Here is a 16,296-nt window from a genome sequence, read left to right as displayed (position 1 = left end):
GGGCGCACGCCTTGCATGCGGCGCCCGACGATTGAACGGCAAGATCGAATACCTGGGAAGGCCGACTAGAGCTCGGTGACCTCAACGGCGTTGTAGACCTCGTCCCAACGCTCGATGACCAGGTGGCCGGTCTGCGGGTCCATGGCGTTGAGCTTGCCGCAGGTGTTGGCCGTCTTGAGCACGGTCACGTCGTCGGCGCCGGCGGCGATGGCATGCGCGAAGCCGGCGATGGTGGAGTCACCGGAGCCGGTGGCGTTCACGGCCGGGATCGGCGGAGTCACGGCGCGGTAGATCTTATCGCCGTGGAAGGCAAAGGAGCCGGCGGCGCCCATGGACACGACGACCCACGGAATACCGGCGAAGCGCTCGTCGGCCTTGAGGGCGGCGGCCAGATCGGTGACCTGCTCGGGCGTGTAGCTGGTGCCGAGCAGAGCGTTGATCTCGGTGAGGTTGGGCTTCACGAGCGTGGGCTTGACCTCGGCCTCGAGGGCGGCGTCAAGCGATGCGCCGGAGGTGTCGAGCAGCACGGGAACGTTGTGCTTGGCGGCCTCGGCGACCATGCCGGCGTAGAAATCCGCGGGGACGCCCTTGGGCAGGGAGCCGGAGATGGTCACGCAATCGGCCTTGGCAACGAGCTCGGCGAACTTGGCAGAGAAAGCAGCGAGCTCCTCGGCGGAAATCTCGGGGCCGCTCTCGAGCAGCTCGGTCTGATTGCCCTCATGCAGGATGTTCAGGCAGATGCGGGTCTCGCCGGCGATGGGCGTGAAGTCGTGGTTGATGCCATCCGCATCCATCAGAGAGCCCATGTAGGCACCCATGTGGCCGCCGAGCAGGCCCGTGGCAACGACGTCATCGCCGAGCTGGCACAGGACGCGGCTCACGTTCAGACCCTTACCACCGGCGGTCTTCTTCGGCGCGACGCGGTTCACGTCGTCGACGATCAGCTTGTCCAGCTGATACGCCGTATCGATGGCGGGATTCATGGTGACGGTCAGGATCATGGTTCCTCCTTACGTACGCGGACTCGGCCGTCCGCGCGATTACCCCTACAACATCTCGGTATGATGGCCGCAAGAGCGGCGATAAATAGCTTTCACCACGCTCCCCATTCTACCGCTCCGCACCATTCCAGTGCTTGATTCTCGCTGGTCGGAACGTGCATCATGGCGATTTGGAGCAGCGCTGGCGCAAGCAAACGAAAGGCCCGACGCCCATCGAACGGCCGCGCAAGCGCTATTCGGGCGCACCCGCGTTTTTGCCAAGCGTCGCATCCATGACGCGCTCGACGTGCTCACGGTATGCCGCCGCCTTCTCGTGATCGCCCTTGTTCTCATATTGCACGGCAAGCAGCTGACAAAGCATGACCTCGTCGGACGGAGTCGCCTTCTCAAGCGCATGCTCCATCTCTGGAATATAGGCGCTCGATTTCTTGAGGAAGATATCGTACGTGCGCCTGTTCACACGGGCCGCCTCTTTACCGCCGTGCTTCTCGATGTACTTGAGCGCCTCCTTGGCCTTGCGCTTGTCCTCGACGTCCACATAGAAGTTGAACGCCTTCACCGTCAGAGCGAGACGTTGCTCATCATTCATCTTGAGCTTAGCCATCTGCTCGATGGTCCGCTCCGTCTGCTCAGCGTCACTCAACGCCATCGTCGCGTTTAAACGCAGGAAAAGCACGTTGTACTTTGGATACAGGATGCTCGTGAGCGGGCGGTCGACCAACTTGAGATAGCTTTCAAAATCGCCCTTGGCAAGGTAAGTCTCGAGCTTTCCGATGGTCGTCCGCTTTTTGACCTCCATGTAGACCGTGAACACGAGTACCGCAGCCACCATGACCATGCCGATGGTTTTCATATCCATGTACCTTGACCTCCAGATCGATCGACCGGACCCCGACCATACGAAAGGCGCCACCCCAAACGAGGTGGCGCTTCTCAAGACATACGCGTCTAAAGGTGTCCTCACGTGTAGTTTACGCCGTGTAGACGCTCTCGCCGCCGAGATAGGTCTCGACGAGGGACAGGTCGTGGTTGAGGACGACGAAGTCGGCATTGCGGCCGGGGCGGATGGAACCGCACTCGTCGGCGATGTCGTTGGCCTCGGCGGGAGCCTGGGTGGCCATGTAGACGGCCTCGGCCTTGGTGGCGATGCCCCACTCATAGACGTTCTTGACGGCGTCCTTCATGTTGAGGATGGAGCCGGCCAGAGAGCCGCCGTCCTTCAGGCGGGCGGTGCCACCGGCAACGACAACGGGCAGCTCGCCCAGGAAATAGTCGCCATCGGGCATGCCACCGGCGCACATGCAGTCGGTGATGAGCGCGACGTGCTCATGACCCTTGGCGTGCATCACGATGCCCGCAGAGATGGGGTTGACGTGATGGCCATCGCAGATGAGCTCGGAGAAGGACTTATCCTGGCTGGAAAGGGCGGCGCCCACCATGCCGGGCTCGCGGTGATGCAGGCCGCTCATGCCGTTATAAGTGTGGACGAAGACCTTGGCGCCCGCGTCCAGGCAGGCCTGAGCCTGCTCGCAGGTGGCGGCGGAGTGACCGAGGGCCACGACGACGCCGGACTTGACAGCCTCAGCGGTGAACTCGACGGCACCGTCGTACTCGGGAGCGACGGCGATCTTCTTGACGAGGCCGTGCGCGGCGGCCTGCCAGGCGTTCAGCTTCTCCATAGTGGGGGCGGAGAGGTAAGCCGGGTTCTGGGCGCCCTTGTACTTCTCGGTGAAGAAGGGGCCCTCGAGGAAGATGCCCTGGATGCGGGCGTGCGGCGTCTCGTCGCCAGCCTCGACGTACTCGGCAACGGAGGCGCAGGCGCGCTCGAGCTGCTCGGTGCTCGCGGTGAGCGTGGTGGGCAGGTAGCTGGTCACGCCGTTGCGCAGGATGCCACGGGACACGATAGCGACGCTCTCGGACTCGCAGTCCATGATGTCATGATCGTCGAAGCCGTGGATATGGGTGTCGACGTAGCCAGGAGCGATCTCGTGACCGGAGTAGTCGCGGATCTCGCAGTCGGGGGCCTCGGTCACATACTCGCCGAAGACACCGTCCTCGACCATGAGGTAACCGCCGCGCGCAACGCGAGTGGGCAGATAGAAGGCATCGGCCTTGATTGCATAAGTGCTCATGTGTTCTCCTAACACGATATTGATGCACGCACTGGGCTTGTACCCAGAAAGCAACGAACGAGCAGCAAGAAAAGCGCCCGCCCGTCCTTGCAGACCGGGAGGGCGCCTTCAATTCGGAATTCCGAGAGCTATTAGGCCTCGAAGGGGTGGATGGTCACGCCCTTGACGACGCGGTTCACAGTGCCGGACGGAGACGGGGTGTCCGGGGTGTTGCCCACGCGCACGGAGTTGAGCAGGGAGATGACCTGAGCGACCATGACGAACGGCAGGGCCAGGTAGCCCTCGGGCAGAGCCTCACCGGCGAGGGTGAAAGAGGTGCCGTCGAACTTGGTGGCGCCGTCCTGCTGGATGGCGATGGTCTTGGCGGCGATCTGGTCGCCGTTGATCTCGTTCAGGATGTCGAGGTCATACTGACGGGTGTACTCGTCGTTGTTCATGTACACGAACACGATGGTCTTGTCGTCGACGAAGGACTTCGGCCCGTGACGGTAACCCATGCAGGAGTCCCAAGAAGTGGCAACGAGGCCGTGAGCAAGCTCGAGGATCTTGAGCTGAGCCTCCTGAGCCAGACCCACGAAGGAGCCGGAACCCAGGTAGGTCACGCGGTTGAAGTCACCGGAGAGGAACTCGGCGATCTCGGACTCGCGAGCGACGACGTCCTCGCCCAGCTTGGCGGCAGCCTCGACCCAAGCGATCTTCTGCTCGAGGGAAGCGGTGTCGAAGATGAGGGTGGAGAGCAGGGTCATGCAGCTGTAGGAGCCGGTCATGGCGAAGCCCTTGTCGTTGGCGCGCGGGATGAGCAGCGTGAGCTGATCGGCGTCGCCCTCGGACTCGACGGCGAGCTTACCCTCGGGAGCGCAGGTGATGTTGATGAACTTGACGTTCTTCACGAAGGTCTTGGCAACCTGAACGGCGGCCAGGGACTCAGGGCTGTTGCCGGAACGGGCGAAGGAGACGACCACGGTGGGCTCGTCGGGGTTCAGGAAGTCGCGAGGAGCGGACACGATGTCGGTGGTCGCGATGGGCTTGAAGTCGTACAGCTTGGTGTCGCCAGCGTGACGCAGGTAGGGAGCGCAGGTGTCGCCGACGTAGTCGGAGGTGCCGGCGCCGGTGAACACGACGGAGAGGCGACCCTCGCCCATGGCGCGAGCCTCGGCCAGGAAGGACTCGATGGCCTCGAGGTTCTCCTTGTAGATGTTCAGAGTGTCAAGCCACAGCTCGGGCTGCTGCTTGATCTCGGTGGTGGTGTTGAAGCCACCAATCTCGTTGAGCTGGTCAGTCGTCATCTCGAACATTAATACCACTCCTTTTGACTTGTGGTTTTACAAGCTGCTTTCATTATAAGTTGGTTATCTGGTTATAACCAGTAGTTCTCGACTTCACGTGTTGGACACAATTGACGATTCACTGCCTGAGCAGTTGAGGACCCTGCCGGGAAAGAGACGGTTCTCACTCCCCCGCAATCCCCTCAACTGCCCACGCACGAGCTACTCGCTGCGACGGTGCTGGACCCTGTACTTGAACTGGTCGGCACGGGCGACCGACAACGTATACTCGACGATCTCGTTCGAGCTGTTATAGGTGGTTCGAACCAGATCGAGCACGGGAGAGCCCTCGGAGATGTCCAAGAGGTGGGCATCGGCAGGGCGGGCGATGCTCGCGAAGAACTCCTCCTCCGCGACGCTGATCTTCTCGTGGTAGTCCTTCTCGATCACGTCATAGAGCGGCTTGCACTCAAGCTGGGGACGCTTGAGGGACAGGAACTTGCGAACGGGCAGGTAGGAACGCTCGACCATCATCGGCATGCCATCCGCGGAACGAAGGCGCTTGAGCTTGAAGAGCTTCTCGCCAAGGCGGACGCCCATATGCTCGGCAAGGTTCTTATCGGCCTCAACATCGCAGAATTCGAGGATGGTGGTCACCGGATCGCGACCCAACTCGCGCATCTGCTCGGTAAAGCTGTAAGACTGCATGAGGTTAGTGGTCTGGGCGGAGCGATCGGCCACGAACGTGCCGCGACCATGCTGTCGAACGATCAGGCCCAAACGCTCGAGCTCCTGCAGGGCAAGGCGAACCGTCGTACGGGACAGGCCATAGCGTTCGGAGAGCTCGCGCTCCGAGGAGATCATGTCCCCGGCGTGGTACTCGTGCTCGATTTTATCGGCGAGGATATCAACGAGCTGGTCATACAGGGGCTGCTTGCGCGCCGTGGCTGCCATGAGCTTCGCCTCCGATGCTACTAAGGACTTGCCGGCCGACGGGATGCCGATCCCGGGCAGACGAATTGAAGTGACGGGAAAAGTTAGAAAAAACCCGGCGTGAGTACGAAGCCCACGCCGGGTTTGCAGGCGCATCTGGGGGAGATTGCACCTCAACAGTCAGCTGGAATTACCAGAGACCAGTCCACCAGGTGAGGCCGAACCACTCGTTGAGCGGCAGGGCGCCGAGGATGCCGATGATCAGCATCAGAACGATACCCTTGATGGGGGTGAAGTTCTTCTTGGCGAACAGGAAGTACAGCAGCATGACGAGCGCCAGAGGAACGAGCTTGGGCATGACGGTGTCAAGCGTGTCGGCCACGGAGAAGGAAACCGGGGTCTCGGTAACCTCAGCGTAGGTCACGGTGCTCATGCCGTTGCCCATGTCGACGATGCCGGTCTCGACGGCGTTGCCATCAGCGTCGGCAGCGGTGAGGGGGTTGCCCTCGAGGTCGGTAAGACCAAGGGTGCCGGGCTCAGCGGTCTCGGTGTCGAGCTCAGACTCGAAGTTGACAGCGTCCTCGTTGGAAACCACAACGGTGTGAGCGGCGAGGCCACGGGTGGTGCCGTTCGGGATGTTGAGGTTGATCTGGGTGCCACCCATGTTGACCGTCAGGGCGCCAACCACGAAGCAGCCCATGATGGCGGCAGCGCGGGTGAAGGCCTGCATGTTGGCGGTCAGGGAGTCGATGGCGGAGGTGCCCATCTTGTAAGCCCAGTTCATGAGGCCGAAGCGGCAGGCGAACAGGGCGGCGTGGAAGACCACGAGGAAGATGAGCGGGGCGATGATGTTGCCCTCGATGGCCATGTTCGAGGTGATGCCGGCCGTGATCGGCACGAGCGTCAGCCAGAACAGGGCGTCACCGATGCCGCCCAGCGGGGAGGCAGCGGAAATACGCACGGAGCGGATGGTCTGGGTATCGACCTTGTTCTGCTCGAGGGAGAGAACGATACCCATGACGAAGGTGACCAGGAACGGGTGCGTGTTGATGAAGTCCAGGTTGTGGTACATCGACGCGGCGAGGTCGTTCTTGTTGGTGTGAACCTTCTCGAGGCCGGGGACCATGGCGAACAGCCAGCCACCGGACTGCATGGTCTCGTAGTTGAACGAGGACTGGAGCCAGTAGGAGCGCCAGACCATGCGGTTGAGCGTCTTCTTATCGACGTTCGGCGCAGGAGTGAGATCCTCGTACTGCGCGGGGACGACAAACTCATTAGATGCCATCGCTCATATCACCTCCGTCAAAAGAAGCGCCCTTGAGCTCGGTCTGCTGCTGGAAGTCCCAGAAGGCGAGGCCGAAGCCAATGATGGCCATGATCAGAAGCTCAGGCTTGGCGAGCGCGGGGATGCCGTGCACGATGGTGGTGAGACCAAAGCCGAGCAGGAAGAAGGCCCACATGTCGCGGGACATCATGATCTTCAGCAGGATCGCGAAGCCGACGAACTTCATCATGCCACCAGCGGCGGACAGACCGGCGTTGAGCCATGCGGGGATGGCGGAGACGACAGCCTGGCCGGCGGTGAGGCCACCGACGAAGAACAGGGTGACGATCGCGGCGAAGATGAGGCCGAGGATGATCTCGGACACGACGGTCAGCTTGGTGATGGCCTTGGTGTCAGCCTTCACAGCCGCGGCGCGGAAGGACTCCATCATCGGGGCACGAAGGGTGAAGAACAGGGTCACACCGTACTGGCCGAGCAGGGCGAACGGAATCGCGGTCGCAACGGCGACGTTGGGATCCATCTCGAGGGTGCAGGCAAAGACGGCTGCCATGATGCCACCAATAACTGCGTTCGGCGGCTGAGCACCACCAATAGGCATGTTACCAATGGTCATGAGCTGGTAGGTACCACCAACCACGAGGCCGGTCTGCACATCGCCGAGGATAGCGCCGATGATCGGGCCGGTGACGATGGGCTGGTACAGGGACTCCGTAAAGTCGAACTGGTCGATAGCGGCAACGAAGGTCACCAGGAAGACCAGGGCGATCTGAAGGAAATTCACGTCCATCTTTTGCTCCTCCTTTCAAATGTACTTTCTCGTACGAGATTTACGACCGGGATGATTTCATCCCGTATACAAACAAACTGGTTCGCTAAACCCCCAAATTACGCGAACAGCTTGTTGGTATCCTCAACGGGCGTGCTGGGCACACGCTGGATGGAGAGCTCGACGCCATGCTCCTGAAGCTTGCGGAAGCACTCCACGTCGTCGTCGTTGACGGCGACGGTGGTAGCGACCTGACGCTTGCCCTCGGCCATGTGCATGTTGCCGATGTTGAGCTTCTTGATCGGCACGCCGCCCTCGACGAGCTTGAGCGCGTCCTGAGGAGAGTCGAGCACGATGAAGATCTTCTGGGCCGGGGAGGCCTTGTGAATCACGTCGATGGTCTTCTGGATGGAGAAGAAGCGGGTCTGAACACCGGTGGGAGCAGCCATCTTCATGAGGTTCTGGCGCATGGTGTTCGTGGAGACCTCGTCGTTGGCAACGAGGATGAGGTTGGAACCCAGGGTGGAGTTCCACTGGGTGGCAACCTGACCGTGGATCAGTCGATTGTCGATACGGGTGAGAAGGATATTGGGCTCTGCCATTGCGATCCGTCCTTTCGTATTCGCGTACTGGCCTTTACTACCTAAGGGATTGAGCCTCTTATCGGCGAGGCTTGATCTCTTTAAGCTACTTGACGATCTCTTGGATCGCGTAGCGGGAGACGTCGAGCGTCGCGCCGGAGCGGACCTTGACCTCGACAACGTCACCGTTGACGCTCTTCACGTCGCCGAAGATGCCGCCGCCGAACATCACACGCTGGCCGGGTGCCAGGTCGGTGTGGATGTGTTCGAAGTACTTGACCTTCTTCTTCATGTTGGCCTTGGACCAGATGAAGTAGACGACGCCCATGACCGCCATGATGAGCAGCAGGGCGACGGAGGAGGCGAGAACGTTCTGCCCGAAGTTCTCCATTAGATGCCGTCCTCGGCGGTGTCCTCGTCAGCGGCGCCCATGACGGAAGCCAGGGACTGACGGGTGACGGCCTGCTGGCCCACGGTGACGGCCTGCTCGGCGAGAGCGGTCACGTCGGTGGCGCCATTGCGGGCGAAGAGCAGCTCGATGATCATAGGAAGATTGGAGCCGGTCACGATCTCGAGCTTGTCGACATCGTTGGCGATCATCATGGACTGGTTGAAGGGAGTGCCGCCGAGCAGGTCGACGAAGACGATAACGCCCTCCTCGCACTCGCCGCGCATCTTGGTGATGGCGGCACGGAGGTCGTCACCATAGGTGGCAGCCTGGGAACCCTCGAAGGGAACGATCTCGAACGCCTCCTGATCACCAGCGACCATATCGAGCGCGCTCTTGATGCCATTGGCGAAGTTGCCATGACCAGTCAAAATAAAGCCGACCATTAATCCTTCTTTCCTGTTCCCACCGCGTAATTTGGTGCGGTACTGGTAGTAACCACGTAACAAGTCGTTATTCACTATACCAGTTGTGAATGTTCTGTTTCCGAAATTTCGGGTTTTTCTGGTTTCGAACCGTTTATCGGTAAAAAGCGACCGTTCATCCCTTCTGGTTGTGCTCAACTGCTTATTCGCTACCGTTTAACGCCCTGTAAGCGTTTGCGCAGGTTCTCTGCTTCCAGCGTGTTCGCCCGTAAACCTGCTGGCTAAATGTGCCACTGGTTATACAATTATGAAGATTTGAATTGATTGGTATCTATTTTCAGGTAGCCGGTTTGACTCGTTTTAATACCAGTTGCCTCAATTGATTCATCCACCTGCGGTTCGCGCGCTCATGCACTCGTAACCGCCGTGGACACGGGCCCGCACGCCCAACCACGCCAACCCGCTCATCACGAAAGGCCCGACCATGGATCCAAGAACGGTCATCCTCTACAGGTCCAAGCACCACGGCAACACCAAGAAGCTCGTCGACGCCCTGGTCGCCGCCCACCCCGAGATCGACACCATCGATGTTGCGACGCTCGGCAAGGAGGAGTATCCCGACCTCTCCCCCTACCACATCATCATCGTCGGCTCCGGTATTTATTACACCAAGTTCGACAAGGACGTCCTGCGCGTATGCGACCATTGCCTGCGCGACGGCGACAACGTGATCGGCCTCATGACCTACGGCGGCGCCGCCAAGTTCAACGGCGGCGACCTCGACGGCGTGTGCCGCATGAAGATGGCCACCCTCATGTGCACCTACGGCTGCCCTGGCTTCGACACCTTCGGTCCATACAAGTTCGTGGGCGGCATGAACAAGGGACGCCCCAACCAAGAGGACATCGATGGGGCCGTCGAGTTCTACGACAAGTTCCTCGCCGATTACGGTGAGATCTTGGTCGAAGAGCGCCTGAAGCGCGACAAGCGCGACGCCTTCAACGCCGCACATCCCGCCGGCGGCCTCTTCACCAATCTCAAGCGCAGCGCCAAGAAGATCGCCAAACGCGTTAAGGGCGACAACGGTAAGGCCACCGATGAGAAGACCGCCGCGCCCGCCGCGACGGATACGCCGAGCGCAACTGACGAGCCCAGTACTTCCGAAAACCAGTAAGCACTCAAAAAATAACCAGCACCCTGTCGGGCGCACAAACTTGAACCGCCTCCCATCTCTCATGATCACGAGATGGGAGGCGGTTCGTCTTCCGGGCCCCAGCGATATCCGCAGCCCGTTTTCGCATTTCAAGGAGTATGGTAGAAGGCAGCAGATAGGCGCGGGCGCCGAAGCGCCCCTCGAAAAGCAAGGCGGATACCATGCCCAAGACCAGAGCACAGCAAATCATGGCCCACAAAGAGCACCGCGATGCCGACCAGATCACCGCGGCGATTCAAGACATCGCCGCCGAGTTCGAGCCCTACATCATCAAGCAGCGCCGCCACTTCCATAAACACCCCGAGCTGAGCCTTCAGGAGGTGCGGACCACTTCCGATATCGCCGGCCAACTCGACGCCATGAACATCCCCTACGAGCAGCCGCTCGAGACCGGCCTCGTTGCGACTTTGCGCGGAACCGCGCCGGACGCCTATCGCGAGGACGGCACGCCGCGCCGACGCCTGCTCATGCGCGCCGACATCGACGCACTGCCCGTCACCGAGCGCACCGACGACGAATTCGCGAGCGTCAACGAAGGTTGCATGCACGCCTGCGGCCACGATTGCCATATCGCCATGATGCTCGGCGCCCTGCAGGTCCTGCGCCACATGACCGACGACATCCACGGCGAGATCCGCGTTGTGTTCCAGCCTTCCGAGGAGAACGGCTCCGGCGGACGCATGATGTGCGAGGCCGGCGTATGCGAGGGTGTCGACGGCGCGTTTGCCATGCACATCTGGAGCGAGGTAGACGCGGGCACCATCAGCTGCGAACCCGGTCCGCGCATGGCCAACACCGATTGGTTCCGCGTGGACGTGCACGGCACGTCCTGCCACGGCGCCATGCCGCAACGCGGCAGCGACGCCGTGATGGTCGCCGCCGAAATCGTGAATGCGCTGCAGACCATCGTGAGCCGCGAGCTCTCCCCCTACGAGCCCGCCGTGGTCACCGTGGGCAAGCTCCACGCCGGTAGCGCACGCAACGTCATTGCCGGCGAGGCCCACATGGAGGGCACCGTGCGTACCTATTCCACGGCGACCCACGAGCTCATGCCCGCGCTCATCGAACGCATCGCGGTGCATATCGCGCAGGCTCATGGCGCCGAAGCCGAGCTCTCCGACTACACCATCGCCAACTACAAGGTCGAAAACGAACCCGCCGCAAGTGAGCGCTGCCGCCAGGCGGTCCTCAAAACGCTCGGGTCCGAGGGCGTTGGCAGCTACCGCGGCACCATGTCGGGAGAGGACTTCTCCGAATACCTGCGCCGAGTTCCGGGCGTACTGGCGTTCGTGGGCTGCCGCAACCCGCAGATCGGGGCGACGTTCGCCCAGCATTCGTGCTTCTTCAAGGTAGACGAATCGGTTCTCGCCAAGGGCTCCATGGTCGCCGCCCAATACGCCATCGACTTCCTGTCCGAGCCCACGCAGGAGGAGCTGGACGGACCGCTCGTGACGCGTGTAGCCGAAACGAACCCGCAGCTCGCCGAGACGTTGCGCGGCGCGCGCAGCAAGACGGTCGGCGCGCACAACGCCTTGCGCGACGCACGCGAAGCCCGAGCCGCCGCCGCACGCGAGATCCACGAGGCGCGCCACGGATCTGACGCGCGCAACGGCAAGTAGCGGCGGGCAGCGGCAAGTAGCGGCATCGTACATATCAAGAAAAGGCCCTCGGGACTCCCGAGGGCCTTTTTCGATGAGCGATATACCGCTGTTTACCGACTGACTAACCTAATGCGACGTCGAGCACCATCATGACCACGAAGCCCGCGATGACCCCCAACGTACCGATGTTCGAATGCTCCCCAAGATGCGCCTCGGGAATCAGCTCTTCAACGACGACGTAGATCATCGCACCAGCGGCAAAGGCGAGCATCCAAGGCATGAACGGCGTGATTTGCGAACTCACCAGCACCACGAGAATGCCGAAAATCGGTTCGACAATACCGGACAGGCTGCCCATCACAAACGCCTTACCTCGACTCATCCCCTCGCGTCGCAATGGCAGGGAAATCGCCGCGCCCTCGGGAAAGTTCTGCAAGCCCATGCCGATAGCAAGCGCCATCGCCATGCCGAGATACGCCGTCCGTTCAGGGCCCGAGCTCTGGCCCGCCATCGCGAACAACAGGCCAACGCTCATTCCCTCCGGAATGTTGTGCAAGGTCACAGCCGAAACGAGCAGCGTGGTGCGTTTCCAACTCGTCTTGACGCCTTCGGGGTCATCGCCCTCCATATGAAGATGGGGCAGAAAAGTGTCGAGCGCCATGAGGAACGCCACCCCGAGCAAGAAACCACCCGCCGCCGAGATCCAGCCGACCTGGCCGAGCTCTTCGGCCTGCTCGATGGCAGGGTTGAGCAATGACCAGACGCTCGCAGCGATCATGACGCCCGCGGCGAACCCGAGGAAGATGCGGTGGGTGACGGCGCGGTCCTTGCGGAAGAAGAACACCACGGCCGAGCCGGCTGTGGTCATGAGCCAGGTGAAGCCGCAGCCCATCGCGGCCCATATGAGAGATTGCATAAGATTGGCGTCGATTTGCATACGATTTCGCCTCCTTTTCGTACGTTTTCCAATTTCTGGTCAAAATACCCTAATTGTGCGCCGACCATGCAGTCCGCCCCCAACAAAACCCCTGGATTCGATTGAGCGATTGCGGGGTACACACGACGAACGCCTCCATGCGGGACATGTGCCCGAAGCGCACCCTTGCGCGACCTGCGGATTCATCAAACCAGCGGCTATACATGTTTTCGCTCCCGTCACCGATCGGCGCACTATCAACCCTTTTTGACCACTTCTTCCAAAACGAACGGTTGGGTATAAGAAATTACCGTCAAAAGGAGGGACCATGCTCACCATCACTACCACCAACAACCTCGACGGCTACGAGGTGGTCGAATACCTCGGAATCGTCACTGGCGAGGCCGTGAGCGGCATCAACATGTTCCGCGATATCGGTGCCGGGCTGCGCAACGTGTTCGGCGGGCGATCTGCAGGATATGAAGACGAAATGGCCCAGGCGCGCGAGGAGGTCCTGCGCGAGATGTCGCAGCGCGCCGAGGCGCTCGGCGCCAACGCAGTCATTGGCGCGAACGTGGGGTACGAGACCTTTGCCGAGATGATCATGACCACCGCTTGCGGCACCGCAGTACGCGTGCGCCGAACGTCATAATCACCCCGCTCACTCTCGCGCCCTGCCCGTTCTCGTCGAAACGGGCACGCAGGGCGCCGTGATCCCCATCGCACACGAGCACGCAGAACGGCCGCGATTTCCATCGCACATAAAAACCCGGACCATCCAGAACCGCTATCGGCCGGATGATCCGGGTTTTAAGGTTAGAGATGCAGGTCAAATCAGGGCACAGGGCAAAACGCAGAGCAGGGCAACATCCAAGTCCGGGCATGTCCATGTGGAACGATTTGCCTGTTGGGCAACTTAAACCAGCTTGCCCTGGCAGTGGTCGCACATGTGCTGAATGAGCTCGGCAGGCCACTCGACAAAGTCGCGCTTGCGCGGCTTGAGCTCGCCGTCGACCAGCTCGTCGTAAGCGACCTTGATCTTGACGAAACGGGTCACCCTGACGGAACCCTCGCGGGTGAGGCAGCTCTCCTCAGCCTTGAAGGCACCCATGCCAAACAGGACCTTGGGGTTGTACATCACGAGCGTGTTGCCCTCGTCGTCGGCCAGGGCGCAGATGGCCTTGGTCACGCCGATCTGATTGGCAGCCAGGCAGGCGGCGTCCTCGATGGACAGCAAGGTATCCACCAGGTCCTGCGCGATCTCCGCGTCGGCGGCGGTGGCGGGCTCACACGGGGTGGAGAGGATGGCCTCGTCCTTCACGAGCTCCTTGATCATGGGCGCTCCTTTCTCATATGGGCGCAGCAAATCCTCGCCCATTCATTTCTTTCACCTGCGGAACTATACCAGATGCCCATCAAGGCCCGCGCCGTATCGCCGTAGAACGAACTAAACTGATGAGAACGCAGACAATGGCCGCATATACATGCGGAGCAACGAGGGAGGAAGCGCCATGAAAGTCATGCTCGTCAACGGAAGCCCACACAAGAACGGCTGCACTCACCGCGCGCTTGCCGAAGTCGCCGCGACGCTTGATGCGCACGGAATCGAAAGCGAGATCTTCTGGATCGGCGCCAAGCCCGCCGCCGGCTGCATGGCGTGCGGACGCTGCCGCGAAACCGGCGCCTGCATCTTCGACGATGCCGTCAACGAGTTTCGCGTGCTTGCCGAGCAGGCGGACGGATTTGTCTTCGGCGCGCCCGTCCACTATGCCCACGCCGCCAGCTCCCTCATGGGCTTCATGGACCGCCTGTTCTACTCCAACGGCAAAGCGGGCGCGCCCGACGTATTGAGCTTCAAGCCCGCCGCAGCCATCGCGTCTGCCCGACGCGCCGGCACCACAGCCGCCCTCGACGACATGCAGAAGTTCTTCACCATCTCGAACATGCCGATTGTGAGCTCTCGCTACTGGAACATGGTCCATGGATGCACGCCCGAAGAGGTCGAACAGGACCAGGAGGGGCTGTGGACGATGAGACAGCTCGGGCGCAACATGGCCTGGCTGCTCAAATCCCTCGAGGCGGGGCGCGAGGCCGGAATCGGCCTACCCGATCGGGAAGCCGGGTCCTTCACGAGCTTCATCCGATAAACCGGCACGGAAAGGGGCGGCGCATCCAATGTGGTGCGCCGCCCCTTTATCAAGGTTCGCATCTGCTGGGATGATACTCGTCTAGCCGAGCTCAATCGAATCGGCACCGTCGATGCGGACGTTCGTATCGTAAAACGCCGTGAGCGCCTCGATGGCAAGGTCAACATCGCGGGCCCCGGCCGTCTCCATGCACGAATGCATAGAGAGCTGGGCACACCCGACATCGACTCCATGCACGCTCACCTGCATGTTCGAAATATTGCCGAGCGTGGAGCCACCAGCTTTGTCGCTGCGGTTCGCAAACGCCTGATGCGGAATCTCGGCGTCGTCGAGCACGGCGGTGAACGCGGCACGGCTGAAGGCGTCGGTGCAATAGTGCTGGTTGGCCGCCTCCTTCACCACGATGCCGCCGTTCATCTGCGGAGCATGGAGGCTATCGGCGAGCTCGGGATGCGCGGGATGCTGTGCATGTGCGTTGTCGCAGCTCACGAGCATGGAAGCGGAGAGCGCGCGGACGTACTCCTCGGGGCCGAAGCCCAAGGCGGCGTTCACGCGGGAAAGGGTGTCGACCAAAAGCGTCGATGCAGCACCCTGCTTGGTTTCCGAGCCGACCTCCTCGTTGTCGAAACACGCATAGACCGAGACGGCATGCTCGTTCCCGCCGTTCATAAAGGCGACAAGCGAAGTGTAAGCGCACATGAGGTCGTCGAGGCGGGGCGAGGAAATGAACTCGCCGGTGACACCCCACACACGGCCGCGCTCGCGGTTGACCAGGAACAGGTCGCGCGACACGATCTGGGCGGGATCGATTTCGAGGGCATCGGCCACGATCATGTCGAGCGAACCATTCGCCAAGTCGCCCGCGGAGAGCAGCGGGAACAAATCGCTTGCGCGATTGGGGGCGAAGCCCTTGTTCACGCCGCCGTCCATGTGGATTGCAAGGCTCGGGATAAGCGCGACATCTCGATTGAGGGCCACGAGACGGCTCTCGATACGCGCGCCCTCTCGCACCAACACGCGTCCAGCGAGCGAAAGCGGGCGGTCGAACCAGGTGTAGTCCATCATGCCGCCGTAGGCCTCGGTGTCCAAGCGCACATAACCGGCGGGACCTTCGAGCTCGCCATTCGACTTTACCTTGAAGCAGGGGGAGTCGGAATGCGAGGCCGTGAGTTGGAAGTGGTACGGGGCACTGTCACCGGCCGATCCGGCGACGACATCGATGGATCCGGCGGCGCCTTCGGCGGCTTTGGCAACATCGGAGGCAAAAGCCGGAGCGACCACACGCTCGCCCACGCGCCAAGCCACGACACTCGATCCGTTGCGCTGCGTGTAGTACGCGCCTCCCGGGCGCACCTCCCATGCGGCGCCCTCGCTCAGGTAAGTGAAACCAGCCTCATCCAAGCGCGCGCGAATAGCCGCGGCGCTGTGAAACATCGTGGGGCTCTCGGCGATGAAGTCGAGCAGGTCCTCGGCTGCCGTCGTGGCCGGGGCTGCGGCTTTTGTGGCAAAAGACATATGCGCTCCTGTTCGTGACACATGGTTCCGCTTGGCTTATTCGACAAAATCTTACCGCATGCGGGCGCGGCGCCGCACACCGCCCGGCCGCTCCGCCCGTTTGCCAGTTTGCCCTTGCTAACTGTTTG

17 protein-coding genes are annotated in these 16,296 nt (G+C 61.3%); 4 read left to right on the top strand and 13 right to left on the bottom strand.

Annotated elements, in window-relative coordinates; all coding sequences use genetic code 11:
• Positions 1-65 precede the first annotated feature (65 nt).
• From FY258_RS01160 to FY258_RS01115, 10 genes are all read right to left on the bottom strand, one after another.
• On the bottom strand, positions 66-1,001 hold the full coding sequence (locus FY258_RS01160; protein ID WP_118102490.1) for a hexose kinase: 936 nt from the start codon (positions 999-1,001) through the stop codon (positions 66-68).
• Between the two features lie 232 nt (positions 1,002-1,233).
• Complete coding sequence (locus tag FY258_RS01155) at positions 1,234-1,860, bottom strand: BRCT domain-containing protein (protein WP_118102489.1); 627 nt, start codon at positions 1,858-1,860, stop codon at positions 1,234-1,236.
• A 112-nt stretch (positions 1,861-1,972) separates the two neighbouring features.
• Positions 1,973-3,133, bottom strand: coding sequence for an N-acetylglucosamine-6-phosphate deacetylase (gene nagA, locus FY258_RS01150; protein WP_118102488.1), 1,161 nt, complete (start codon positions 3,131-3,133; stop codon positions 1,973-1,975).
• A gap of 131 nt (positions 3,134-3,264) precedes the next feature.
• Positions 3,265-4,428, bottom strand: coding sequence for an SIS domain-containing protein (locus tag FY258_RS01145; protein ID WP_118102487.1), 1,164 nt, complete (start codon positions 4,426-4,428; stop codon positions 3,265-3,267).
• Between the two features lie 192 nt (positions 4,429-4,620).
• Positions 4,621-5,352 carry a GntR family transcriptional regulator gene (locus FY258_RS01140; RefSeq protein WP_118102486.1) on the bottom strand — a complete coding sequence of 244 codons (732 nt, stop codon included), beginning with the start codon at positions 5,350-5,352 and terminating at the stop codon, positions 4,621-4,623.
• Positions 5,353-5,521: 169 nt separating this feature from the next.
• Complete coding sequence (locus FY258_RS01135; protein ID WP_118102485.1) at positions 5,522-6,616, bottom strand: PTS system mannose/fructose/sorbose family transporter subunit IID; 1,095 nt, start codon at positions 6,614-6,616, stop codon at positions 5,522-5,524.
• The gene (locus tag FY258_RS01130) at positions 6,606-7,403 is read right to left on the bottom strand and encodes a PTS mannose/fructose/sorbose/N-acetylgalactosamine transporter subunit IIC (protein WP_118102484.1); all 798 of its coding nucleotides are present in this window, start codon (positions 7,401-7,403) and stop codon (positions 6,606-6,608) included. Before FY258_RS01130 ends, FY258_RS01135 begins: the two co-directional genes overlap by 11 nt.
• Positions 7,404-7,501: 98 nt before the next feature.
• On the bottom strand, positions 7,502-7,984 hold the full coding sequence (gene agaB / locus FY258_RS01125) for a PTS galactosamine transporter subunit IIB (protein ID WP_006723253.1): 483 nt from the start codon (positions 7,982-7,984) through the stop codon (positions 7,502-7,504).
• Between the two features lie 85 nt (positions 7,985-8,069).
• Positions 8,070-8,354: a preprotein translocase subunit YajC gene (gene yajC, locus FY258_RS01120; RefSeq protein WP_118102483.1), complete on the bottom strand. Its 285-nt coding sequence runs from the start codon at positions 8,352-8,354 to the stop codon at positions 8,070-8,072.
• Positions 8,354-8,797: a PTS sugar transporter subunit IIA gene (locus FY258_RS01115; RefSeq protein ID WP_006723255.1), complete on the bottom strand. Its 444-nt coding sequence runs from the start codon at positions 8,795-8,797 to the stop codon at positions 8,354-8,356. The genes yajC and FY258_RS01115 overlap by 1 nt, the downstream gene beginning before the upstream one ends.
• A gap of 463 nt (positions 8,798-9,260) precedes the next feature.
• Between FY258_RS01115 and FY258_RS01110 the strand changes: the two genes are divergently transcribed.
• Together FY258_RS01110 and FY258_RS01105 are read left to right on the top strand one after the other, a co-directional pair.
• Positions 9,261-9,950 (top strand): flavodoxin domain-containing protein, encoded by a 690-nt coding sequence (locus FY258_RS01110; RefSeq protein WP_118102482.1) that lies wholly within the window; start codon positions 9,261-9,263, stop codon positions 9,948-9,950.
• Between the two features lie 200 nt (positions 9,951-10,150).
• A complete protein-coding gene (locus FY258_RS01105) occupies positions 10,151-11,608 on the top strand; it encodes a M20 family metallopeptidase (protein WP_118102481.1) in 1,458 nt (485 codons plus the stop codon).
• A 103-nt stretch (positions 11,609-11,711) separates the two neighbouring features.
• Here FY258_RS01105 and FY258_RS01100 read toward each other — a convergent pair whose 3' ends face one another.
• Positions 11,712-12,527 carry a ZIP family metal transporter gene (locus FY258_RS01100; protein WP_118102480.1) on the bottom strand — a complete coding sequence of 272 codons (816 nt, stop codon included), beginning with the start codon at positions 12,525-12,527 and terminating at the stop codon, positions 11,712-11,714.
• A gap of 307 nt (positions 12,528-12,834) precedes the next feature.
• Between FY258_RS01100 and FY258_RS01095 the strand changes: the two genes are divergently transcribed.
• Positions 12,835-13,158: a YbjQ family protein gene (locus FY258_RS01095; RefSeq protein WP_006723261.1), complete on the top strand. Its 324-nt coding sequence runs from the start codon at positions 12,835-12,837 to the stop codon at positions 13,156-13,158.
• Positions 13,159-13,422: 264 nt separating this feature from the next.
• Here the strand turns inward: FY258_RS01095 and FY258_RS01090 are convergent, their stop codons facing one another.
• Entirely contained in the window at positions 13,423-13,842 is a 420-nt protein-coding gene (locus tag FY258_RS01090; protein ID WP_118102479.1) for a peptide deformylase, read from the bottom strand.
• A gap of 175 nt (positions 13,843-14,017) precedes the next feature.
• Here FY258_RS01090 and FY258_RS01085 point away from each other — a divergent pair, with 175 nt between their 5' ends.
• On the top strand, positions 14,018-14,653 hold the full coding sequence (locus FY258_RS01085; RefSeq protein ID WP_118102478.1) for a flavodoxin family protein: 636 nt from the start codon (positions 14,018-14,020) through the stop codon (positions 14,651-14,653).
• Between the two features lie 81 nt (positions 14,654-14,734).
• Here the strand turns inward: FY258_RS01085 and FY258_RS01080 are convergent, their stop codons facing one another.
• On the bottom strand, positions 14,735-16,168 hold the full coding sequence (locus tag FY258_RS01080; protein WP_118102477.1) for a M18 family aminopeptidase: 1,434 nt from the start codon (positions 16,166-16,168) through the stop codon (positions 14,735-14,737).
• Between the last annotated feature and the right edge of the window lie 128 nt (positions 16,169-16,296).

The sequence above is a fragment of the Collinsella intestinalis genome (genome assembly GCF_902364775.2).
In the GTDB taxonomy this organism is placed as follows: Bacteria; Actinomycetota; Coriobacteriia; order Coriobacteriales; family Coriobacteriaceae; genus Collinsella.
This window is presented reverse-complemented; position numbering and strand designations above follow the sequence as displayed.